The organism is Shigella sp. SIG3 (assembly GCF_053555855.1).
Genome location: NZ_JBQZXE010000057.1, coordinates 1 through 23,509, shown reverse-complemented (window position 1 = coordinate 23,509; position 23,509 = coordinate 1). Strand labels below are relative to the sequence as shown.

Sequence of the window (23,509 nt, the reverse complement as noted above, 5' to 3'; positions counted from 1 at the left end):
ACATTTGTGCACCCAAGGATGAAAGCTGACAGCAATGTCAGCCGCAGACCACTTTAATGGCCAGTCCTCCGCGTGATGTTTCGCGGTATTTATCGTTCATATCTTTGCCGGTTTCATACATCGTCTCGATCACTTTATCGAGTGAAACACGCGGTGCCGAGGTGCGGCGCATCGCCATCCGCGCGGCGTTTACTGCTTTCACGGCATTAATGGCATTACGTTCAATGCACGGGATTTGTACCTGTCCGGCAACCGGATCGCAGGTCAGCCCAAGGTTATGCTCCATCGCGATTTCCGCCGCATTGCATACCTGCGCCGGACTGCCGCCCAGTAGTTCAGTTAACCCTGCCGCTGCCATTGAACAGGCCACGCCAATCTCCCCCTGACAGCCGACCTCCGCGCCAGAGATGGAGGCGTTCATTTTATACAGCGCGCCAATAGCCCCCGCTGCCAGAAAATAGCGGGCAATTGACCGCTCGTTTACCGGACGACGGAACTTATCGTAATAAGCCAGCACTGCCGGAATAATGCCGCACGCACCGTTAGTCGGTGCCGTTACCACGCGCCCGCCAGCTGCGTTTTCTTCACTAACCGCCAGCGCGTACATGTTGATCCAGTCGATGACATTCATCGGATCGTTAGAGATGTTATCGCTAGAAACCAGCTGACGATGCAGCGCTACGGCACGACGCGGCACATTGAGCGGACCAGGCAGCACGCCTTCAGTGTTCATCCCGCGTTCAATACCGTCATGCATCACTTGCCAGATACGGGCAAACCCTGCGTCAATTTCCGCTTTGCTGCGCAGCGCCAGCTCGTTGTGCATCATCAGGCCAGATATAGACAGGCCGTTGTAATCACACATTTTCAGCAGTTCACCTGCTGAGTGGAAATCGTAAGGTACGGACGTTTCGACATCGTGCGACAGGCCGAAGTGTTCTTCTTCGACAATAAACCCGCCGCCGACAGAGTAATAGGTTTTACTTAATAGCGCTTCCTGTCCCTTCCAGGCAGTGATCCGCATTCCGTTCTCATGGCGAGGCAACATTTCGGGATGGAAGATAATGTTCTTTGCTACAGGAAAATCAACAATATGCGCACCAGATGCCACTGGCAGCCGCCCGCTGCGCGTTACTAACTCTATAAATGCAGGGATCTCATCAATGACAACATCCTGCGGACTGTTTCCTGCCAGTCCCATGATAATGGCGACATCCGTGGCATGGCCTTTGCCCGTCAGTGACAACGACCCGTACAGATCGACCACAATATGGCTCGTCGCGGTTAATAAGCCGCTACTTTCCAGCCGATCAATAAAACTTTTTCCGGCATTCATTGGCCCCACGGTATGCGAACTGGAGGGACCAATCCCAATTTTGAAAATATCGAATGCACTAATCATATCCACACCCTCGGATTGCCGTTCAGTGAAGTGGAGCGGAACGACCTTGCGACCGTCCCGCTCACGAGGCTTTACGCACTACGTACTGCGATAGCTTCAATTTCCAGCTTCACATCTTTCGGCAAACGCGCAACCTGCACACAGCTCCGGGTCGGGTAGGTCGCCTGATGCTCATCGAAGAACTGCTTATAGACTTCATTGATGGTGGCAAAATCATTCAGATCGGTGATGAACACGGTCATCTTGATGATATCGCCCACGCTCAGCCCGGCAGCAACCACGATCGCTTTGACGTTTTCGAGGCTTAAACGCGCCTGATCTTGCACATCAGCCGGGATCTCACCGGTCTGCGGGCAAACCGGAATTTGCCCGGAGGTGAAGACCATGCTGCCTAAATCAACGCCCTGAACATAAGGGCCGATTGCGCCTAGGGCACGTTGCGTTTCGATAATCTTTTTCATACATCCTCCGGCGTCAGAGCGCCTGGGTAAAAGTACGTGAAATAACATCCTGTTGCTGTTCACGGGTCAGTGCGTTGAAGCGCACGGCGTAGCCAGAGACACGGATTGTCAGGTTAGGATATTTTTCCGGGTGCTCGATGGCATCCAGCAGCATTTCCCGATTCATTACGTTGACGTTGAGGTGTTGACCGCCTTCGACATCCGCTTCGTGGTGGAAATACCCATCCAGCAGGCCGACAAGGTTGGTTTTACGTACTGGATCTTCTTTGCCCAGCGCCGCAGGAACGATTGAGAAGGTGTACGAGATCCCATCTTTGGCGTAGGTGAACGGCAGTTTCGCCACCGACGTCAATGAGGCCACGGCACCTTTGCGGTCACGACCATGCATCGGGTTAGCGCCCGGCGCGAACGGTGTTCCGGCGCGACGACCGTCCGGCGTATTACCGGTTTTCTGGCCGTACACCACGTTAGAAGTGATAGTCAGAATCGACTGGGTAGGGACGGCGTTGCGATAGGTTGGCAGCGCTTTAATTTTCTTCATAAAGCGTTCAACCAGGTCGCAGGCAATGCTGTCTACGCGCTCGTCGTTGTTGCCGTACTGCGGATATTCACCGTCGATTTCAAAGTCCACCGCCAGGCCGTTTTCGTCACGGATTGGTTTCACGCGGGCATATTTGATGGCAGACAGGGAGTCCGTCGCCACCGACAGGCCCGCGATGCCGCATGCCATAGTGCGATAGACATCACGATCGTGCAGCGCCATCAGCGAAGCTTCGTAGCTGTACTTGTCGTGCATGTAGTGAATGATATTCAGCGCGCTGATGTACTGCACCGCCAGCCAGTCCATGAAGTGATCGAGGCTGTCCATCACTTTGTCGTAATCCAGCACGTCGTCCATCAGCGGTGCTGTTTTCGGCCCGACCTGAATCTTCAGCTTCTCGTCCACCCCGCCGTTAATTGCGTAGAGCAGCGTTTTCGCCAGGTTAGCGCGTGCACCAAAGAACTGCATTTGCTTACCAATCACCATTGGGCTGACGCAGCAGGCAATCGCGTAATCGTCGCTGTTGAAGTCAGTACGCATCAGATCGTCATTTTCATACTGCAAGGAAGAGGTGACGATCGACACCTGCGCGGCATATTTTTTGAAGGCAATCGGTAATTCTTCCGACCAAAGAATGGTCAGGTTAGGTTCCGGTGCCGGCCCCATAGTGTGCAGGTGTGCAAATAGCGGAAGGAGTTTTTGGTCACCAGCGTACGACCGTCCAGCCCCATCCCGCCGATCACTTCCGTCGCCCAGATTGGGTCGCCGGAGAACAGCGAATCAAATTCCGGTGTACGCAGGAAGCGTACCATACGGATCTTCATGATGAAGTGATCGATCAGTTCCTGTGCCTGCTGCTCATTGAGGACGCCAGCTTTAAAGTCGCGCTCAATGTAGATATCCAGGAACGATGCCGTGCGCCCCAGCGACATCGCGCCGCCATTTTGCGATTTCACTGCCGCCAGATAAGCGAAGTAGAGCCACTGCACCGCTTCCTGTGCATTCTGCGCCGGGCGAGAGATATCAAAGCCATATTTCGCCGCCATTTCCTGAATCTGCAACAGCGCATGACGATGCTCTGCCAGCTCCTCACGCAGACGGATGGTGGCTTCCAGATCCTCGCCTTTTTCCAGACGAGACTGGAGATCGGCAAATTGCAGTTCGCGTTCACGCACCAGATAACTGATGCCATACAGCGCTACGCGGCGATAGTCACCGATAATGCGCCCACGACCATAGCCATCTGGTAAACCGGTCAGCACGCCAGATTTACGGCAGCGCAGCATATCCGGTGAGTAAACATCAAATACGCCCTGGTTATGGGTTTTACGCAGATCGGTAAACAGATATTCAAATTCACTGTCCATTTCACGGCCATAGGCGTGGAATGAACTTTTAATCATATTAATGCCACCGAACGGGTGTAGCGCACGTTTCAACGGCGCATCCGTTTGCAGGCCAACAATTTTTTCCAGCGGCTGGTTAATATATCCCGCATCATGAGCGGTAATTGTGGTGGCAATATTGGTATCGAAATCAACCGGCGCGTGGGTTGCGTTTTCGATACGGATGCCTTCCATTACTTTTTCTCACAATTCCGTGGTGGCAGGCGTCGCTTCGGCGAGAAAAGATTCATCGCCTTCATACGGTGTATAGTTATGTTGAATAAAATCGCGGACATTAATTTCGCTTTTCCAGTCCGTACCTTTAAAGCCAAGCCATGCGTCAGCGTACAGCTTATCGCTGGTATCAATATCTACCTTCATGAAAAATAATCTCTCTACAATACTTCAACTAAATTATGCAAATTCTGCGGGCGCGTTAACTTTACCTAAATGAATGGCATCCAAAGCAATCATTTTTTCTTCGTTAGTCGGAATAACGACGCAAATGACATGCGCATTTTCACTGGAAACAATTCGCTCGCCAAAAGAGTTAGATCGATTATTCATTTCTGTATCAATCTCTACGCCTAATACAGCCAAATGTTCCATGACCAGACGACGAATTAAACTTGAATTCTCTCCTATTCCGCCGGTGAATATAATTCCATCCAGCCGACGTAATGAAGCTGCATGTCCGGCAATATGACGGGCAATTCGGTGAACAAAGGTTTTAATTGCCAGTTGCGCGCGTTCGTGACCTTCATGCCAGGCTTTTTCCAGAACACGTAAATCCGAAGAAAGACCGGAAATACCTAATAATCCCGACTCTTTATTCACTACGCGTTCCAGGTCACCCAGGCTCTGGTTGGTTTGGCTGGCGACCCAGGACATCGCACCAAAGTCGACATCGCCACTGCGGGTACCCATCATCAAGCCTTCCAGCGGCGTCATTCCCATTGAGGTGTCAACACTCTGACCGTTGCGAACTGCGCAGATTGACGCGCCATTGCCAAGATGCGCCACAACCAGGCCGGAGTCATCTTCCGCCAGATTCAGCAGCGAATGTGCGCGCTGGGAAACATAGCGGTGCGACGTGCCGTGGAAACCATAACGGCGTACACCTAACTCTTCATAATATTTCCACGGCAGGCCGTATAAATAAGCTTCCGGAGCCATCGTCTGGTGGAAACTGGTATCAAATACGGCCACCTGAGTTACGCCCGGAAATAATTGCTGCGCCGATTCAATACCACTTAAATTTGCGTAATTATGCAGGGGTGCCAGTGGAGAAACGCGACGGATATTATCAATGACTTCATCGGTAATAATGGCGGACTCGGTAAAAATACTGCCGCCGTGAGCGATGCGGTGGCCAATTAAGGCCACGCTGTCATTTAAATTCCGTTTTTCCAGTTCAAATGCAATTGCCTTCAATGCACCTTCGTAGCTGTGGAGAGCCAGCGGTGCTGGCTCTCCCCCATTTACGGATAAGAATGCATTTTCCGAGTTAATACCGTCGGCAATACCTGACATTAATACTTCACAGTCGCTGGCATCGAGTACGGAAAACTTAATCGAAGACGAACCACAGTTAATAACCAAAACAACCGGAAATTCATTCATCTCTTTTCTCATCCTGAGTTACGGATTAAAACAGTTTGTATACGATGTTCAGGATGGTCAGCAGACCAATCACGGTAACAAACACGTTATCCAGACGACCACGGTATTTCGCCAGAGACGGCGCTTTACGGATAGCATACATCGGCAACAGGCACAGCAGGGATGCGATAATCGGTGCGCCCATGGCTTCAATCAGGTCGAGGATGTTCGGGTTGGCGTAGGCAACAACCCAGGTGGAGCCCATGATGAAGATCATGCTGAGAGTATTCAGTTTACCCAGCGACACTTTGGTTTTGTCACCTTTATAACCGAACTTCAGAATCAGACCATTCAAGCCTTCCAGCGTCCCCAGATAGTGACCGAAGAAAGATTTGAAGATAGCCACGAGTGCGATGATGGAAGCCGCATATTCCAGTGTAATCGCGAACGTTGTTTTCGTACCGGCCATGGACGCAAAGTGGTTAGCCAGATAAGAAAGCACTGGAATATTCTGCACTTTGGCTTCCGCCATGTTGGCCGGAGACAGAGTAAACAGGCAGCTAAAGGCAAAGAACATCACCACTGCAACCATCAGCATGCTGGCACGAGAAATGATTTGGGAACATTTACGTTCGGTGAAGTCGCGACCGAAGTCTTTCTCATACTCTTCACGTTTAGAAACCACGAAGGAAGAGACGATTGGCGAGAAGTTAAAGGAGAAAACCATGATGGAAATCCCCAGCCAGACAGTGATCAGGATACCGTCATGACCGGTTAACGACAGCGAACCGAGGTCAACCTGGTCGATAACTGCAGAGTTCCAGTAAGGGATCAGCGACAGAGAAATCAGCACCAGGCTGGCGATAAACGGCCATACCAGGTAGCTCATCACTTTAACCATCAGATCCTTACCAAACCAGATGACGAAAGCCATCAGCAGCAACAGGAACAGCGCCACAAAGCCGCGATTCAGCGGTGCAAATCCGAGCTGGTTTTCCCAGAACGTCATAAAGGTATTGGTAATAGTAACGCCATAAATCCACAGCAGTGGGCAAATCGCGAAGAAGTACAGGAACGTGATAACCACGCCGCCAGTTTTACCAAAATGCTCTTCCACCGTTTCCGTAATGTTGCCGGAAGGGTTAGAGCCAGAAAGACACAGACGCGCCAGCGCCCGGTGGCAATAAAATGCGATGGGGTATGCCAATACCAACATCAGAAGAATCGGGATCAGTCCGCCAAAACCTGCGCGGATAGGGAAGAACAGCACCCCGGCGCCGATTGCCGTACCAAACAAGCCTAACGTCCATGTGGTATCTGATTTACGCCAGGACGATTGTTTTGTCTGGCTGGATACAATGCTATCTGAAGTACTCATATCCTATCCTCAACGAATTAATTAAGCGTCAACAAAACCGGTGATTTGAGAGACGCGAGAAAGATCGATATTGCCGCCGGAAATAATACTGACGGTTTTTCTGTTTTGAATATATTGGTCTAATTTACCGCTTAATAATGCAGCACATGCCAGAGCGCCTGCGCCTTCGGTGACGACTTTATTGCGCTGAATTAAGGCAATCATACTGTTTCTGATTTCGTCTTCGCTGACCAGCACGATGTCATCGACTAATTCACGAACGATTTCGTAAGTTAAATTACCCGGGCGGGAGACATCACAACCATCCGCCAGGGTGCCGGTAGTTCGGTGCGTGGTTATTTCTCCGGAGTGGAAAGAAGCCGCCATGCCGTGAACGTTTTCTGACTGTACGCCAATAACACGAATGGTCGGGTTAATAGATTTAATTGCCACCGCAATACCAGCAATTAAACCACCACCACCAATTGGCACAATCACGTTATCGACATCATAGAGATCTTCCATAATTTCCAGACCAATCGTTCCCTGGCCAGCAATCACTTTCGGATCATCGTAAGGTGGGATAAAAATACGACCTTCCATTTCGACAATTTCGCTCACTTTAGCGATAGTGTCGTTGAAGTTATCACCATGCAGAACGACTTCTGCGGAGTAGTCGCACGTTGCCGCTACTTTGGATTTTGGCGCACCTTTTGGCATCACCACTTTACCGTCGATACCCAGTATCGCGCAGGAGAGCGAAACCCCTTGCGCATGGTTGCCCGCAGAACAGGCCACCACGCCTTTGCGTTTTTCCGCATCGGTCAGTGAACTTAATTTATTAAATGCGCCACGAATTTTAAATGAACCCGTACGCTGCATATTTTCAAACTTCAGGAATATTTCACCTTTGCAACGTTCACTAAAATAGTTGGAGCGAGGCATGCCTGTTTTATAAATTCGCCCAGCCAGTCGTTGTTTCGCTTCAATAATATCATCAATAGCAACCGGCAGATCGTATGTAATATGCATTATAAAACCTCTTCGCCTGAATTAAATATGTAGGTAACCGTAACCGACACCTGCAAAACAGACAGGTGGATTATTTATGTTTAAATAAAAACAAATAACTAACCAACTTCTATTAATTGCCTTCGTCTACACCCATTATAAGATGAATACTCTTTGGCTAATTCCACCAAAACCGATGCTGCTTTTTTAATACGATAATTTTTCGACCATACCGCGGCATATTGTGCCACAGGTAATGTTTCTTCAACCGGAATAGTAATAAATTGATTAGAACCAAAAGGTGACGTCATATCACAAGGAATTACAGTTAAGAAATCAGCATTGAGAACAAGATTATAAATTGTCACGACTGAGTCGGTTTTAACGATGTTTTCAATACTGATGCCATTTCTTTGTAACGTAGTAAGCAGTTCGCTGTAGTACCCCATATTAGTTTGTGGCAACACCCACTGTTCGTTCTTCAACGACTCCAGCGTGGTGGTGCCGGTGCATGTTCGGGACTTACTGGCTACCAGCACAAACTCGGACTCGAACAGCGGCTCAACATGTAAATCCTGAAGCTTCATTTCTGCACTTAACGTACCAATCGCAAAATCCAGTCGACCGTCGCGGATTGCCGGTAAGAACGAAGACAGTTGCGCTTCATACATAGAAACCTGCGCTTTCGGGAACACCTCTTTGAACTTGTTGATCATCCCTGACATAAAAGTAAAACCAATCAATGAAGGAAAACCAAATGAGACTTCCACCACCGCCTCAGAAGACATACCGCTTATCTCATTAACCATATTTTTCATTTCACGGGTAATGGATTCGGAACGGGAGAGTAACAATTGACCGGCAGGTGTTAATGTTACACCGGTATTTTTCCGCACCACTAATTCCACACCAAAATAATCTTCAATATCGTTAATGATTTTACTGACGGCCGGTTGAGTTAACCCTAATTCTTTTGCAGCCGAGCCGATAGAGCCACTTCTAATGACTTCCTGAAAGACTACCAGGTGCTGCGTTTTCGGAAGAAGAATAGTGCTCATAACGACCTACGTTAATTACCTCATTGACGGCATGAAGTGTATCAAAATGAAATAAACAGGATATGTGCGACCACTCACAAATTAACTTTCATTACTTTCCAAGGTATCGTTATTACAATTAAATACCTTTAAATATCAACAAGTTAAAGCATAAAAATCAGCATAAACCCTGATTTCTATCAAAAAAAAATGACGGGGATAACCATATTTTATGGCGATAACATCATTCGTTATGTGGTTAATACAAAAAAGGGGCTGAGACCATATTTCAAGCAATTACCGGATAATTACCAGGCAAAATTTGAGTTAAATTTAATGAGCAAGTTCTCAAATTTTATTATAAATAAACCATTTTCAGCGATAAATACTGCGGCACGTCACATTTTTTCACGCTATTTGTTGGAGAACAAACATTTATTTTATCAATATTTTAAAATTTCGAATACAGGTATTGATCATCTCGAACAATTGATTAACGTCAACTTTTTCTCTTCTGACAGGACGTCATTTTGTGAATGCAATCGTTTTCCATAAATTCTTCTCCCCTCATAGGCGACGAATAGCATTTTGTGTTGAGGATCACAAAACGAATAATTGCTGGTCGCCGCGATAAGGTCAGACGAAGTCAACAAGGGGGATTTTCACTGTGCTTTACATCAGCGTAGGACACAGAATGTTGCTTCGTTTACTGTAACGCCGGGTAAATGAGCGTTTTTTGATAGTGCGTAAGTGTCGTGCGAGGAAAATAAGCATCTATTATTGTTTGTCATGACGACAAGGCAGGCATCAATGAAAGGCTTCCCAATTGCACATATTTTTCACCCTTCAATCCCGCCAATGCACGCAGTGGTTAACAATCACAATAGAAATATTGATTATTGGACGGTAAAAAGAAAGTTTGCAGAAATTGTCTCCACCAATGACGTTAATAAAATTTACAGTATAAGTAATGAACTGCGGAGAGTATTATCTGCAATTACTGCATTGAATTTCTATCAAGGCGATGTTCCTTCTGTCATGATCCGAATCCAACCGGAAAATATGAGTCCATTCATCATAGATATTTCTACAGGAGAACATGATGATTATATCATACAAACATTAGATGTAGGCACTTTTGCACCTTTTGGTGAACAATGTACTTGCTCAGCCGTCAATAAAAAAGAGCTGGAATGTATTAAGGAGACGATTTCTAAGTATTGCGCAAAGTTCACCCAAAAAGAAGCCATCTTAACACCCCCTAGGCACTTTAATAAAACCTGCATTACTTCAGATTGTTGGCAAATTCTCTTTTTTTCACCCGATCATTTTAATAATGATTTTTATTGATTATTTATAAAGGATAAAATAATGTTCCCTGTTTCATCAATTGGTAATGATATTAGTAGTGATTTAGTCCGTCGAAAAATGAATGACCTTCCTGAAAGCCCCATAGGAAATAACCTCGAAGCACTAGCACCCGGTATAGAAAAACTAAAACAGACCTCTATTCAAATGGTCACTTTACTTAACGCGTTACAACCAAGTGGAAAATGCATTATCACTGGTGATTTTCAAAAAGAATTAGCGTACTTACAAAATGTAATTCTTTATAATGACTCGTCTCTTCGTCTGGATTTTTTAGGTTATAACGCCCAAATTATTCAACGATCGGACAATACCTGCGAACTTACCATTAATGAACCGTTAAAAAACCAGGAAATATCTACAGGCAATATCAATGTTAATTGCCCATTAAAAGATATTTACAATGAAATCAGGAGGTTGAACGTAATCTTTAGTTGTGGGACTGGAGATATAGTTGATCTATCCTCTCTGGACTTACGTAATGTCGATTTAGATTATTATGATTTCACAGATAAACATATGGCTAATACTATTCTAAATCATTTTAAATTGGATTCAACAAATTTTACTAATGCCAACATGTTTCAGGTTAATTTTGTTAGTTCAACACAAAACGCCACAATCTCCTGGGATTATTTACTAAAAATAACGCCTGTTTTAATAAGCATTAGCGATATGTATTCTGAAGAAAAAATCAAGTTTGTCGAAAGTTGTTTAAATGAGCTTGGAGACATTACCGAAGAACAATTAAAAATTATGAGATTTGCAATTATAAAATCTATACCAAGGGCAACTCTTACAGATAAATTAGAAAATGAATTAACAAAAGAAATATATAAAAGCTCATCGAAAATCAACAATTGCTTGAACAGAATTAAATTACCAGAGATGAAAGAATTCTCATCAAAAAAATATATGATTACATCGATACAATCATTGAAGATTATGAAAATATCAAAGAAAATGCTTATCTGGTCGTCCCCCAAATTAATTATACTATGGATTTAAACATAGAAGACTCTAGCTCAGAAGAGTTAATACCCTCGAGAAAGACGAAAATTCTCCGGACAATGGCTTTGAGGTCGGGGAATATAACACATATGAAGCATATAACTCAGAGAATCAATATTTTACCAGAGAGGACTATACGTATAATTACGACCTTTTAAATGCAATATAGACTTAATAACTTCTTACAAAGTCTATTATTAATACCGTAGATATTCATCTTACCCTGTGCACCAAAAGCAAAAACTTATCGACGCGGGTTTGAAACTGATGGCAACCGCAAAAATGCCTGATGCGCTACGCTTATCAGGCCTACGCCATCTCTGCAATATATTGAATTTGCGTGCTTTTGTAGGCAGGATAAGGCGTTCACGCAGCATCCGGCATGAATAAAGCGCACTCAACAATCTGAAACCCGCCGGAACGGTTTATTACGTACATCAGGTGAAACTGACCGATAAGCCGCTTTCTTTTGGGTATAGTGTCGTGGACAGTCATTCATCTTTCTGCCCCTCCAAAAGCAAAAACCCGCCGAAGCGGGTTTTTACGTATATCAGGTGAAACTGACCGATAAGCCGCTTTCTTTTGGGTATAGCGTCGTGGACAGTCATTCATCTTTCTGCCCCTCCAAAAGCAAAAACCCGCCGAAGCGGGTTTTTACGTACATCAGGTGAAACTGACCAATAAGCCGCTTTCTTTTGGGTATAGCGTCGTGGACAGTCATTCATCTTTCTGCCCCTCCAAAAGCAAAAACCCGCCGAAGCGGGTTTTTACGTAAAACAGGTGAAACTGACCGATAAGCCGGGTTCTGTCGTGGACAGTCATTCATCTAGGCCAGCAATCGCTCACTGGCTCAAGCAGCCTACCCGGGTTCAGTACGGGCCGTACCTTATGAACCCCTATTTGGCCTTGCTCCGGGTGGAGTTTACCGTGCCACGGACTGTTACCAGCCGCGCGGTGCGCTCTTACCGCACCCTTTCACCCTTACCTGATCCCGCTTGCACGGGCCATCGGCGGTTTGCTCTCTGTTGCACTGGTCGTGGGTTTCCCCCCCAGGCGTTACCTGGCACCCTGCCCTATGGAGCCCGGACTTTCCTCCCCTCCGCCCGTCTCCCCCGAAGAGGACGACGACAAAGCGGCGACTGTCTGGTCAGCTTCGGCGCGCAGTATAGAGGGTTTGCGCGCCCTTGTCACCCCGTGTTGCGCATTCCAATCGCCAGTGTCGCGGCAATATTACGTGAAGCACGGCAGATATTGTCATAAGCCCCGCGGAATGCTTCGTCCAACGTACCTATGCTGGTCAATACGCTGAAGACCGCATCAATGCCATGCTGATGTACAACGCCAACATCATCGGTCAGGCTACCCGCACCCGCAATGCCAATAACCGGTTTATGGTACTTCTTCGCCACGTTTGCGACGCCAATCGGTACCTTGCCGTGAATACTCTGGCTGTCAATACGCCCTTCACCGGTGATCACCAGCGTACAATCGTGAATATGTTCCTCCAGATTCAGCGCCGTAGTGACGATTTCAATACCACTTTTCAGTTCCGCACCAAGAAACGCCATCAGCGCCGCACCCATACCGCCCGCAGCTCCTGCGCCGGGGACATCTTTTACATCAACATGCAGCGCTTTTTTAATGACATCGGCATAGTGAGAGAGGTTATTGTCCAGCTCAACAATCATCGCTTCACTGGCTCCCTTTTGTGGGCCAAAGATGCGCGATGTGCCGTTATCGCCCACCAGCGGATTGGTGACATCACAAGCGACGCGAATGACGCAATCTTTTAAGCGCGGATCGAGGCCGGAAATATCAATATCATTCAGAGTATTAAGACTACCGCCGCCAAAACCAATTTCATTGCCGTTGGCGTCGCATAATTTCGCCCCCAGCGCCTGTACCATGCCTGCGCCGCCATCATTTGTAGCGCTACCGCCAATGCCGATAATAATGTTTGTCGCGCCGCTCTCCAGCGCCTGCAGGATTAACTCGCCTGTGCCGCGTGAAGTGGTCACGAGTGGATCGCGTTTTTCCGCAGGTACCAGCTCCAGCCCACTGGCCGCCGCCATTTCAATAAACGCGGTTTTGCCATCGCCGGAGATCCCCCAACTGGCATTCACTTTCTCGCCCAGCGGCCCTGTAACCCAGGTGTGACGTTCAGAACCCTGGGTGGCTGCAATCATCGCTTCCACCGTTCCTTCGCCACCGTCGGCAACCGGAATAGAAACGTACTGTGCATCAGGAAAAATTTCCCGAAATCCTTTTTCTATCGCCTGCGCAACCTCGCTGGCAGATAAACTTTCTTTATAAGAGTCTGGGGCGATTACGATTTTCATACCTATGCCTGTTACCACATGACGCCGGAGGGCGTTTCTCTTATTCGGCCTGGATTCCAGGCCCGGATTGCAATACGCCATCCGGGCACGACGTCATTAACGAGTAACTTCGACTTTCGCCAGTTTTTCGTAGTAGCACGCCAGGGCGCTATGATCCGCCGTTCCTAAACCATCTGCTCGCAGTGCCTGCATCATCTCCATAACCGCAGCTGTGAGCGGCAGTTGCGCGCCGACGCCGTGGGAAGTATCCAGCGCATTTGCCAGATCCTTAATATGCAGATCAATACGGAAGCCCGGCTTGAAGTTGCGGTCCATCACCATCGGCGCTTTGGCATCCAGCACGGTACTGCCCGCCAGTCCACCGCGAATTGCCTGATACACCAGGTCCGGGTTAACGCCCGCTTTAGTTGCCAGCGTTAACGCTTCTGACATCGCGGCAATATTCAGCGCCACAATGACCTGATTCGCCAGTTTGGTGACGTTACCTGCACCAATTGCCCCGGTATGCACCACGGAACCCGCCATTGCTTTCATCAAATCATAGTATTTGTCGAAAATAGCCTTGTCGCCGCCCACCATCACTGACAGCGTACCGTCGATGGCTTTCGGTTCACCGCCGCTCACCGGAGCATCCAGCATATCAATGCCTTTCGCTTTCAGCGCTTCGCTGATTTCACGGCTTGCCAGCGGTGCGATAGAACTCATATCGATCAATACCGTACCTGGCTTCGCGCCTTCAATAATGCCATTCTCACCCAGCGCCACCTCTTTCACATGAGGGGAGTTTGGCAGCATGGTTATGATGACGTCGCACTGTTCAGCGATCGCTTTAGCCGTAGAGGCTGTTTCTGCACCTGCAGCAATCACGTCAGCAATAGCTTCTGGGTTACGGTCAGCAACCACCAGCGAGTAACCTGCTTTCAGAAGGTTTTTACTCATTGGTTTACCCATAATCCCTAGGCCAATAAAACCAACTTTCATAGTCATATCAATCATCTCTCTTGTTGCGGTGGTGGTTATTTTTTAAAGGTATCAGCCAGTTTATGAGTGGCAGAGCGGAAGACGCCGAGATCGCTGCCGACAGCCACAAACGTCGCGCCCCATTCCAGATAACGACGCGCATCGGCTTCGACCGGCGCGAGGATACCGCTGGGTTTGCCGTGCGCGCTGGCACGGTTAAAAATGTGCTGAATTGCTTTTTGTACATCCGGGTGTGATGCATTGCCGAGATGGCCTAATGCCGCGGCCAGATCGCTGGGGCCGACGAAGATGCCGTCTACGCCTTCGGTAGCGGCAATGGCATCGACGTTATCTACGCCCTGCTGACTTTCTATCTGGACCAGAATAGTGATGTTCTTGTTCGACTGAGCGAAATAATCCGCCACGGTGCCAAACATATTGGCGCGGTGAGAAACGGAGACGCCGCGAATGCCTTCCGGTGGGTAACGGGTTGATGCCACCGCCTGCTCTGCTTCCTCTTTTGTTTCTACAAAAGGAATCAGGAAGTTATAGAAACCGATATCCAGAAGACGCTTAATAATTACCGGCTCGTTGGTCGGCACTCGCACTACTGGCGCGCTGGCGCTGCCTTTCAAGGCCATTAACTGCGGAATAAACGTGGAGATATCGTTTGGCGCATGTTCGCCATCCAGCACCAGCCAGTCAAACCCAGCCAAACCAAGAACTTCAGTGCTAATCGGGTTAGAGAGTGCTGACCAGCAACCAATTTGTACCTGTTTCGCAGCCAGTGCGGCTTTGAATTTATTCGGGAAAACATCGTTATTCATCGCTTATACCTTTGCTTATTTCTGCAATTCCATACGTTTAATGTCGCCAACTACGAAGAGGTAGCAGACCATCGCCATCAGCGCTGAACATCCCACGAAAACCAGTGCTGCATTGAAGGAGTGCAGTTCACTTACCAGGTAGCCAATCACCAGTGGAGTGACAATGGAGGCAACATTGCCAAAGACGTTAAAGACGCCGCCACAGAGGCCAACAATCTCTTTCGGCGCGGTGTCAGAAATCACCGGCCAGCCCAGAGCACCAAATCCTTTGCCAAAAAAAGCCAGCGCCATCAGCATGACCACCAGCGTGGTGTTGTTGGTGTAGTTACATAAGATGATGGTGGAAGCCAGCAACATTCCCAGCACAATCGGTAGCTTACGTGCCAGGGTCAGGGATAAACCGCGTTTGATCAGATAATCCGAGAAGACACCTCCCAGCACGCCGCCCGCAAAACCACACAGTGCCGGAATCGAGGCGACCAGACCCACTTTCAGAATCGACATGCCTTTTTCCTGCACCAGATAAATCGGGAACCAGGTGAGGAAGAACCAGGTGATGGTGTTGATAAAATATTGTCCGAAAAATACGCCCAACATCATGCGGTTAGAGAGCAATTGCTTGATGTAATGCAGTTTGGGACCGCTTGCTGCCGCGCTGCCCGGCTTTTTGTGGTCCATATCGACCACCGCGCCATTTTCAGAGATAAACTTCAGCTCTTCCTCAGACATACGTGGGTGATCTGTCGGGTTATGAATCAACTTGATCCACAGCGCCGTCAGCACAAAACCAATCACCCCCATAACGGTAAAGACGTGCTCCCATCCCCAGGCGAAAGTCAGCCAGCCAAGCAGAGGCGAAAAGAGCGCCAGCGAGAAATATTGTGCCGAGTTAAAGATGGCGGAGGCAGTACCACGTTCTTTCGTCGGGAACCAGGCGGCGACAATACGGGCGTTCGCCGGGAATGATGGAGCTTCCGAGAATCCCAGCATAAAGCGCATAAAGAACATGGAGATCCCTGCCCAGGCCAGCGGGAACATATCAACAAAGCCTTGCAGGAAGGTGAACAGCGACCAGAAAAAGAGGCTGTAGGTGTAAACTTTTTTCGAGCCAAACTTATCAAGCAACCAGCCGCCGGGGATTTGCATCAGCAAGTAGGCCCAGCCAAAAGCGGAGAAGATGTAACCCATCGAAACCGCACTTAACTGCAACTCTTTTGCCACTTCGGTACCAGCAATAGACAGCGTTGCACGATCGGCGTAGTTAACGGCGGTAACAATAAAAATAATCAGTAATATTAAATAGCGGGTATGCACACCTTTCCTTTTTTCGTCAACGGTGTCCAGAATCATTTTATTTACCTCGGGTACTTATGCTGATTTTTATTATTATGGGGAAGGTGTTATTTATAAGTTTCATTTATGCCGTAACGACAATGAACTCGGGAATTAGTATAAGCAGCGCGAGAATAATAATCATTGTGCAAATGCTAATTTAATTAATACTTTTTAAATATTATTTTGAGCATATGCACATAAGGTTGCGCGCTAAAGCACAGATTTGCGCTTTACCTTGCCGGGCGGCACTGCAATCCCTGAAATGATTGACATTGATCACATTTCTGCGTTTAAACTCCTGACATTCTTATTTCACCCAATGAAGTCATTTATTTTTAAATGAGACCAGGTCCTCATTTTAATAACCCCTGGCTGGAGAATATTGCACAATGGCCAACATCGAAATCAGACAAGAAACGCCAACTGCGTTTTATATAAAAGTTCACGACACAGATAATGTGGCAATTATTGTTAATGATAATGGCCTGAAAGCAGGAACGCGTTTTCCGGATGGGCTGGAATTAATTGAACATATTCCCCAGGGGCATAAAGTCGCATTGCTGGACATTCCGGCTAATGGTGAAATTATTCGTTATGGCGAAGTGATTGGTTACGCCGTGCGTGCAATCCCACGCGGAAGCTGGATCGACGAATCAATGGTTGTACTACCGGAAGCGCCGCCGTTACACACGCTGCCACTGGCAACCAAAGTCCCGGAACCCTTACCGCCGCTGGAAGGATACACCTTTGAGGGCTATCGCAATGCCGATGGCAGCGTGGGCACCAAAAACCTGCTCGGCATCACCACCAGCGTCCACTGTGTGGCAGGCGTGGTGGACTATGTAGTAAAAATCATTGAACGCGATCTGCTACCGAAATACCCGAACGTCGATGGCGTGGTGGGGCTGAATCATTTGTACGGTTGTGGCGTGGCGATTAACGCACCGGCGGCAGTTGTACCTATTCGTACCATTCACAATATTTCGCTGAACCCTAACTTTGGCGGCGAAGTAATGGTGATTGGCCTGGGTTGTGAAAAGTTGCAGCCTGAGCGCCTGCTGACTGGAACGGATGATGTGCAAGCTATTCCAGTAGAAAGCGCCAGCATTGTCAGTTTGCAGGATGAAAAGCATGTCGGTTTTCAGTCCATGGTCGAGGATATTTTGCAGGTCGCCGAACGCCATCTACAAAAACTGAATCAACGTCAGCGAGAAACCTGTCCGGCTTCAGAACTGGTTGTCGGCATGCAGTGCGGTGGCAGCGATGCGTTTTCTGGCGTAACGGCAAACCCGGCGGTTGGCTATGCGTCTGATCTACTGGTGCGCTGCGGCGCAACGGTGATGTTTTCAGAAGTCACGGAAGTGCGTGACGCGATCCATCTGCTGACACCACGCGCAGTGAACGAGGAGGTCGGCAAACGGCTGCTGGAGGAGATGGAGTGGTACGATAACTATCTCAATATGGGAAAAACCGACCGCAGCGCCAACCCTTCGCCGGGCAACAAGAAAGGCGGTCTGGCAAACGTGGTAGAGAAAGCGCTCGGCTCCATTGCTAAATCGGGCAAAAGTGCAATTGTTGAAGTGCTGTCGCCCGGTCAACGCCCGACTAAACGCGGATTAATTTACGCCGCGACGCCAGCCAGCGATTTTGTCTGTGGCACGCAACAGGTGGCTTCGGGTATCACCGTGCAAGTGTTTACGACCGGTCGTGGTACGCCGTACGGCCTGATGGCGGTACCCGTCATTAAAATGGCAACCCGCACCGAGCTGGCGAACCGCTGGTTTGATTTAATGGATATTAATGCGGGCACCATCGCTACCGGCGAAGAAACTATTGAAGAGGTGGGCTGGAAGTTGTTCCACTTTATTCTCGACGTCGCCAGCGGGAAGAAGAAAACCTTCTCGGATCAATGGGGACTGCATAACCAGCTGGCGGTGTTTAACCCAGCACCGGTGACCTGATAATTCAATTCGTATTATGCCCGATAGCACACGTTTATCGGGCATATTGAGTCACAGCGAAGACGCGTGATCCCCGACCAGAATCACTTCAACCCCAGCCTTTCGCAGTCCTTCCAGACTATCCGCAGGAATGCCTTCATCAACAATGATCATGTCGATACGTTGAGTATCAATGATCTTATGTAAACTGGAACGATTGAATTTACTGGAATCGGTGACCACGATGATCCGTTCCGCAACTTCGCACATCCGACGGTTTAAACGGGCTTCATCTTCATTATGTGTGCTGACGCCGCGCTCCAGATCGATCGCATCTACACCAAGAAACAGCATATCGAAGTGGTAATTTTGCAGCGATTGCTCAGCCTGATCGCCGTAAAAAGATTGCGACTGACGGCGCAAATGCCCGCCGGTCATCAGCAGCTCAACGCCTTCCGCTTCCAGCAACGCATTAGCCACGTTCATACCGTTGGTCATCGCAATTACGTCAGTGTACTTGCGCATCAGACGAGCAATCTCAAAAGTGGTGGTCCCGGAATCGAGGATCACCCGATGACCTGGCTGAATCAACTCAACGGCAGCTTTCGCAACGCTGCGTTTCATCGCGGTGTTCAGTGCGCTTTTATCTTCCACTGATGGCTCGACTGACGGCGTCGTGCTATCGCAGATCAACGCGCCACCATAGGCACGCACAGCGATCCCCTGCTTTTCCAGAAAAGCCAGATCATTGCGGATCGTCACAGTAGATACGCCATACAATGCCGACAGATCGTTAACCTGCACACTCCCTTGCTGTCGCAGACGCTGAATGATCTGTTCTCGTCGCTCGCTGGTGCCTGTCACTCGCTTCTCACCTGAAGCGTCGGTATTACTCATAGTAAGTCCTTTCGTAAAACTTTCGTTTCATTTCGTTTTGCCTATTAACGCCTTTCTATTAAGCAAATGCAAGCCCATCTTGCCCATTGGCGCAAGCTACTCTCGTTTCAGTGACTTTCATTATGTTTCTTTTGTGAATCAGATCAGAAAACTATTATATTTCGTTTTATTTTTATCTCACCATGATGCAGTATTAATTGAAACAAAACGAAAGATTAATATCGCAGTAATCTGAACTGGAGAGGAAAGTGAAACATCTGACAGAAATGGTGAGACAGCACAAAGCGGGCAAAACAAATGCAATTTATGCCGTTTGTTCCGCACATCCGCTGGTGCTGGAGGCTGCAATCCGCTACGCCAGTGCAAACCAAACGCCGTTACTGATTGAAGCAACCTCCAATCAGGTAGACCAGTTCGGCGGTTATACCGGAATGACGCCCGCCGATTTTCGCGGCTTTGTTTGTCAGCTCGCCGACTCGTTGAATTTCCCGCAGGATGCGCTGATTCTGGGTGGTGACCATCTGGGGCCAAACCGCTGGCAAAACCTGCCAGCCGCTCAGGCAATGGCCAATGCCGATGATTTGATTAAAAGCTACGTTGCGGCAGGATTCAAAAAAATCCACCTTGATTGCAGCATGTCCTGTCAGGACGATCCAATTCCCTTAACTGATGACATCGTGGCTGAACGCGCCGCCCGTCTGGCGAAAGTGGCGGAAGAAACCTGTCGCGAACACTTTGGCGAAGCCGATCTGGAGTATGTCATTGGTACCGAAGTGCCGGTACCTGGCGGCGCGCATGAAACCTTAAGCGAGCTGGCGGTCACCACGCCGGATGCCGCCCGCGCCACGCTGGAAGCCCATCGTCACGCTTTTGAAAAGCAAGGTTTGAATGCCATCTGGCCACGCATCATTGCCCTGGTGGTTCAACCCGGCGTCGAATTCGATCACACCAACGTTATTGATTATCAGCCCGCCAAAGCGAGCGCCTTAAGCCAGATGGTCGAAAACTACGAAACGCTGATTTTCGAAGCGCACTCTACCGATTATCAATTGTTTTAAGCCGGATTGATGAACGCTTGATTCACGGTCAGGTCGGCGTTCAGTGGGTCGGATTTGCGGGGGCAAATCTGGTGCTGGTAGCCAACGATGAGGTTGCCGAAGATCCGGTACAACAAAACCTGATGGAAATGGTACTGGCAGAAGGGATCGCCGTACGTTTCTGGACGCTGCAAAAAGTTATCGACAACATTCATCGCGCCGCCGATCGACAGAAAATCCTGCTGGTTTGTAAAACACCCGCCGATTTCCTGACGCTGGTGAAAGGTGGCGTTCCGGTGAATCGCATTAACGTTGGCAATATGCACTACGCCAATGGCAAACAACAAATCGCCAAAACGGTTTCTGTGGATGCGGGCGATATCGCAGCATTTAACGACCTGAAAGCCGCTGGGGTGGAATGCTTCGTTCAGGGCGTCCCGACAGAGCCTGCTGTGGACCTCTTTAAATTACTTTGAGGGATTCATCATGGAAATCAGCCTGTTGCAGGCATTTGCGTTGGGCATTATCGCCTTTATCGCTGGCCTAGATATGTTTAACGGCTTAACCCATATGCACCGCCCGGTGGTCCTCGGCCCGTTGGTCGGGCTGGTACTTGGCGATCTGCATACCGGAATTTTAACCGGCGGTACGCTGGAACTAGTGTGGATGGGGCTGGCCCCGCTGGCGGGCGCACAGCCGCCTAACGTGATTATCGGTACTATCGTCGGCACGGCGTTTGCCATTACTACTGGCGTGAAACCCGATGTCGCGGTCGGTGTCGCCGTACCTTTCGCTGTCGCAGTACAGATGGGGATTACCTTCCTGTTCTCGGTGATGTCTGGCGTGATGTCTCGCTGCGACCGGATGGCGGAGAACGCCGATACTCGCGGCATTGAACGCGTGAACTATCTGGCACTGCTGGCACTCGGCACTTTCTATTTTCTCTGCGCTTTCCTGCCTATCTACTTCGGCACGGAACATGCAAAAACCATCATTGATGTCCTGCCGCAACGATTAATCGACGGCCTCGGCGTCGCGGGCGGCATCATGCCAGCAATCGGTTTTGCCGTGCTGCTGAAAATCATGATGAAAAACGTCTACATACCCTACTTCATCCTGGGCTTTGTTGCCGCAGCCTGGCTCAAGTTACCGGTGCTGGCTATTGCTGCCGCCGCGCTGGCGATGGCGCTGATCGATCTGCTGCGTAAATCTCCTGAACCGACTCAACCTGCGGCACAGAAAGAGGAATTTGAAGATGGCATCTAATCAAACCACCCTGCCGAACGTCAGCGAAAATGAAGAAACACTGCTGACTGGCGTCAATGAAAACGTGTATGAAGATCGGAGCATTGCCGCGGAGCTGACGAAAAAAGATATCAACCGCGTCGCCTGGCGTTCCATGCTGTTACAAGCGTCTTTTAACTACGAACGTATGCAGGCTTCTGGCTGGTTGTACGGTCTGCTGCCTGCTCTGAAAAAGATCCACACTAATAAACGCGACCTGGCGCGCGCCATGAAGGGGCATATGGGTTTCTTCAATACCCATCCGTTTCTGGTGACGTTTGTTATCGGCATTATCCTTGCGATGGAGCGTTCTAAGCAGGACGTTAACAGTATTCAGAGCACCAAAATTGCCGTCGGTGCGCCGCTTGGCGGGATTGGCGATGCGATGTTCTGGCTAACGCTACTGCCGATTTGTGGCGGGATAGGCGCAAGCCTCGCGCTACAAGGCTCTATTCTTGGCGCAGTCGTCTTTATTGTGCTGTTCAACGTGGTACACTTGGGGCTGCGTTTTGGTCTGGCGCATTATGCTTACCGCATGGGCGTGGCGGCGATTCCCCTTATTAAAGCGAATACCAAAAAAGTCGGCCATGCTGCGTCAATCGTTGGAATGACGGTAATCGGCGCACTGGTGGCAACCTATGTTCGTTTAAGCACCACGCTGGAAATCACGGCGGGCGACGCAGTGGTTAAGTTACAGGCTGATGTTATCGACAAACTGATGCCTGCCTTCTTACCGCTGGTCTACACCCTGACCATGTTCTGGCTGGTACGCCGCGGCTAGAGTCCGCTGCGCCTGATTGCGGTTACCGTGGTTCTAGGGATCGTCGGTAAATTCTGCCATTTCCTTTAAATACAATGAGGTATTAGATGTTAAGTATTATTTTGACAGGGCATGGCGGGTTTGCCAGTGGCATGGAAAAAGCAATGAAGCAAATCCTCGGCGATCAATCGCAGTTTATTGCCATCGATTTTCCCGAAACCTCAAGCGCCGCGCTGCTTACATCGCAGCTTGAAGAGGCCATCGCCCAACTGGATTGTGAAGACGGCATTGTTTTTCTGACGGATTTGCTGGGCGGCACGCCGTTTCGCGTAGCTTCAACGCTGGCGATGCAAAAACCGGGCTGTGAAGTGATTACCGGCACCAATTTGCAACTGCTACTGGAGATGGTGCTGGAGCGCGAAGGGTTAAGCGGTGAAGAATTCCGTGTACAGGCGCTGGAGTGTGGACACCGAGGGCTGACCAGTCTGGTGGACGAGTTAGGCCGCTGCCATGAAGAATATCCGGTCGAGGAAGGAATATGACACACGTTCTGCGCGCCAGAAGGCTGCTGACTGAAGAGGGATGGTTCGATGACCATCAGTTGCGTGTTGCTGACGGTGTCATCGCAGCAATCGAACCGATTCCAGTGGGCGTGACTGAACGCGATGCGGAACTGCTCTGCCCCGCTTACATCGACACCCATGTACACGGTGGTGCGGGCGTTGATGTAATGGATGACGCGCCGGATGTACTCGACAAGCTGGCAATGCACAAGGCACGCGAAGGTGTCGGCAGTTGGTTACCGACCACCGTAACCGCGCCGCTTAATACCATTCATGCGGCGCTGAAACGTATTGCTCAACGTTGCCAACGCGGCGGACCTGGTGCGCAAGTGCTGGGGAGTTATCTCGAAGGACCGTACTTCACGCCGCAGAATAAAGGCGCGCATCCGCCG

General features: G+C 49.1%; 18 protein-coding genes, 1 other RNA gene and 4 pseudogenes. 10 read left to right on the top strand and 13 right to left on the bottom strand.

Going from position 1 to position 23,509, the window contains the following annotated elements:
• Positions 1–37 precede the first annotated feature (37 nt).
• The 7 genes and pseudogenes from tdcG to tdcA form a co-directional block, all read right to left on the bottom strand.
• Entirely contained in the window at positions 38–1,402 is a 1,365-nt protein-coding gene (gene tdcG, locus ACUU1I_RS11980; protein ID WP_000622112.1) for an L-serine ammonia-lyase, read from the bottom strand.
• 71 nt (positions 1,403–1,473) lie between these two features.
• Complete coding sequence (locus ACUU1I_RS11975; protein WP_000719978.1) at positions 1,474–1,863, bottom strand: enamine/imine deaminase; 390 nt, start codon at positions 1,861–1,863, stop codon at positions 1,474–1,476.
• Positions 1,864–1,876: 13 nt separating this feature from the next.
• Positions 1,877–4,170, bottom strand: a pseudogene (gene tdcE, locus ACUU1I_RS11970) (2-ketobutyrate formate-lyase/pyruvate formate-lyase).
• 33 nt (positions 4,171–4,203) lie between these two features.
• The gene (tdcD, locus tag ACUU1I_RS11965) at positions 4,204–5,412 is read right to left on the bottom strand and encodes a propionate kinase (protein WP_005071107.1); all 1,209 of its coding nucleotides are present in this window, start codon (positions 5,410–5,412) and stop codon (positions 4,204–4,206) included.
• Between the two features lie 25 nt (positions 5,413–5,437).
• Positions 5,438–6,769 carry a threonine/serine transporter TdcC gene (gene tdcC, locus ACUU1I_RS11960; protein ID WP_000107725.1) on the bottom strand — a complete coding sequence of 444 codons (1,332 nt, stop codon included), beginning with the start codon at positions 6,767–6,769 and terminating at the stop codon, positions 5,438–5,440.
• 21 nt (positions 6,770–6,790) lie between these two features.
• The gene (gene tdcB, locus ACUU1I_RS11955; protein ID WP_000548344.1) at positions 6,791–7,780 is read right to left on the bottom strand and encodes a bifunctional threonine ammonia-lyase/L-serine ammonia-lyase TdcB; all 990 of its coding nucleotides are present in this window, start codon (positions 7,778–7,780) and stop codon (positions 6,791–6,793) included.
• A 98-nt stretch (positions 7,781–7,878) separates the two neighbouring features.
• Positions 7,879–8,817, bottom strand: a complete 939-nt coding sequence (gene tdcA / locus ACUU1I_RS11950; RefSeq protein WP_000104211.1) for a transcriptional regulator TdcA — start codon at positions 8,815–8,817, stop codon at positions 7,879–7,881.
• Between the two features lie 315 nt (positions 8,818–9,132).
• Between tdcA and tdcR the strand changes: the two genes are divergently transcribed.
• The 3 genes and pseudogenes from tdcR (at position 9,133) to ACUU1I_RS11935 (ending at position 11,344) form a co-directional block, all read left to right on the top strand.
• Positions 9,133–9,351: a transcriptional activator TdcR gene (tdcR, locus tag ACUU1I_RS11945; RefSeq protein WP_001390702.1), complete on the top strand. Its 219-nt coding sequence runs from the start codon at positions 9,133–9,135 to the stop codon at positions 9,349–9,351.
• Positions 9,352–9,606: 255 nt separating this feature from the next.
• Positions 9,607–10,146 (top strand): protein YhaB, encoded by a 540-nt coding sequence (gene yhaB / locus ACUU1I_RS11940; protein WP_000675742.1) that lies wholly within the window; start codon positions 9,607–9,609, stop codon positions 10,144–10,146.
• Between the two features lie 21 nt (positions 10,147–10,167).
• A pseudogene (locus ACUU1I_RS11935) lies at positions 10,168–11,344 on the top strand (YhaC family protein).
• A 609-nt stretch (positions 11,345–11,953) separates the two neighbouring features.
• Here the strand turns inward: ACUU1I_RS11935 and rnpB are convergent.
• The 5 genes from rnpB to garP all read right to left on the bottom strand — a co-directional run bounded on the left by rnpB (position 11,954) and on the right by garP (position 16,651).
• An RNA gene (rnpB, locus tag ACUU1I_RS11930) (RNase P RNA component class A) lies at positions 11,954–12,330 on the bottom strand.
• A 32-nt stretch (positions 12,331–12,362) separates the two neighbouring features.
• Complete coding sequence (garK, locus tag ACUU1I_RS11925; protein WP_449144841.1) at positions 12,363–13,514, bottom strand: glycerate 2-kinase; 1,152 nt, start codon at positions 13,512–13,514, stop codon at positions 12,363–12,365.
• 96 nt (positions 13,515–13,610) lie between these two features.
• Positions 13,611–14,501, bottom strand: a complete 891-nt coding sequence (gene garR / locus ACUU1I_RS11920; protein WP_005071094.1) for a 2-hydroxy-3-oxopropionate reductase — start codon at positions 14,499–14,501, stop codon at positions 13,611–13,613.
• 29 nt (positions 14,502–14,530) lie between these two features.
• On the bottom strand, positions 14,531–15,301 hold the full coding sequence (gene garL / locus ACUU1I_RS11915; RefSeq protein ID WP_001058224.1) for a 2-dehydro-3-deoxyglucarate aldolase: 771 nt from the start codon (positions 15,299–15,301) through the stop codon (positions 14,531–14,533).
• 15 nt (positions 15,302–15,316) lie between these two features.
• Entirely contained in the window at positions 15,317–16,651 is a 1,335-nt protein-coding gene (garP, locus tag ACUU1I_RS11910) for a galactarate/glucarate/glycerate transporter GarP (RefSeq protein WP_000599647.1), read from the bottom strand.
• A 374-nt stretch (positions 16,652–17,025) separates the two neighbouring features.
• On the opposite strand from garP, the gene garD reads away from it, so the two are divergent.
• Positions 17,026–18,597 carry a galactarate dehydratase gene (gene garD / locus ACUU1I_RS11905; RefSeq protein WP_001273763.1) on the top strand — a complete coding sequence of 524 codons (1,572 nt, stop codon included), beginning with the start codon at positions 17,026–17,028 and terminating at the stop codon, positions 18,595–18,597.
• 51 nt (positions 18,598–18,648) lie between these two features.
• Here garD and agaR read toward each other — a convergent pair whose 3' ends face one another.
• Positions 18,649–19,473: an aga operon transcriptional regulator AgaR gene (agaR, locus tag ACUU1I_RS11900; RefSeq protein WP_000072194.1), complete on the bottom strand. Its 825-nt coding sequence runs from the start codon at positions 19,471–19,473 to the stop codon at positions 18,649–18,651.
• Positions 19,474–19,721: 248 nt separating this feature from the next.
• Between agaR and ACUU1I_RS11895 the strand changes: the two are divergent.
• The 6 genes and pseudogenes from ACUU1I_RS11895 to ACUU1I_RS11870 form a co-directional block, all read left to right on the top strand.
• Positions 19,722–20,522, top strand: a pseudogene (locus ACUU1I_RS11895) (class II D-tagatose-bisphosphate aldolase non-catalytic subunit); the annotation flags it as partial.
• Positions 20,522–20,986, top strand: a complete 465-nt coding sequence (gene agaV, locus ACUU1I_RS11890; protein ID WP_032157164.1) for a PTS N-acetylgalactosamine transporter subunit IIB — start codon at positions 20,522–20,524, stop codon at positions 20,984–20,986. The pseudogene ACUU1I_RS11895 and the gene agaV, both read left to right, overlap by 1 nt.
• Positions 20,987–20,996: 10 nt before the next feature.
• Positions 20,997–21,776: a PTS N-acetylgalactosamine transporter subunit IIC gene (agaW, locus tag ACUU1I_RS11885; protein ID WP_000406217.1), complete on the top strand. Its 780-nt coding sequence runs from the start codon at positions 20,997–20,999 to the stop codon at positions 21,774–21,776.
• Positions 21,766–22,575, top strand: a complete 810-nt coding sequence (gene agaE, locus ACUU1I_RS11880; protein WP_000157931.1) for a PTS N-acetylgalactosamine transporter subunit IID — start codon at positions 21,766–21,768, stop codon at positions 22,573–22,575. The genes agaW and agaE overlap by 11 nt, the downstream gene beginning before the upstream one ends.
• Before the next feature lie 86 nt (positions 22,576–22,661).
• Positions 22,662–23,096 (top strand): PTS galactosamine/N-acetylgalactosamine transporter subunit IIA, encoded by a 435-nt coding sequence (gene agaF, locus ACUU1I_RS11875; RefSeq protein WP_000948810.1) that lies wholly within the window; start codon positions 22,662–22,664, stop codon positions 23,094–23,096.
• Positions 23,093–23,509, top strand: a pseudogene (locus tag ACUU1I_RS11870) (N-acetylglucosamine-6-phosphate deacetylase); the annotation flags it as partial. The gene agaF and the pseudogene ACUU1I_RS11870, both read left to right, overlap by 4 nt.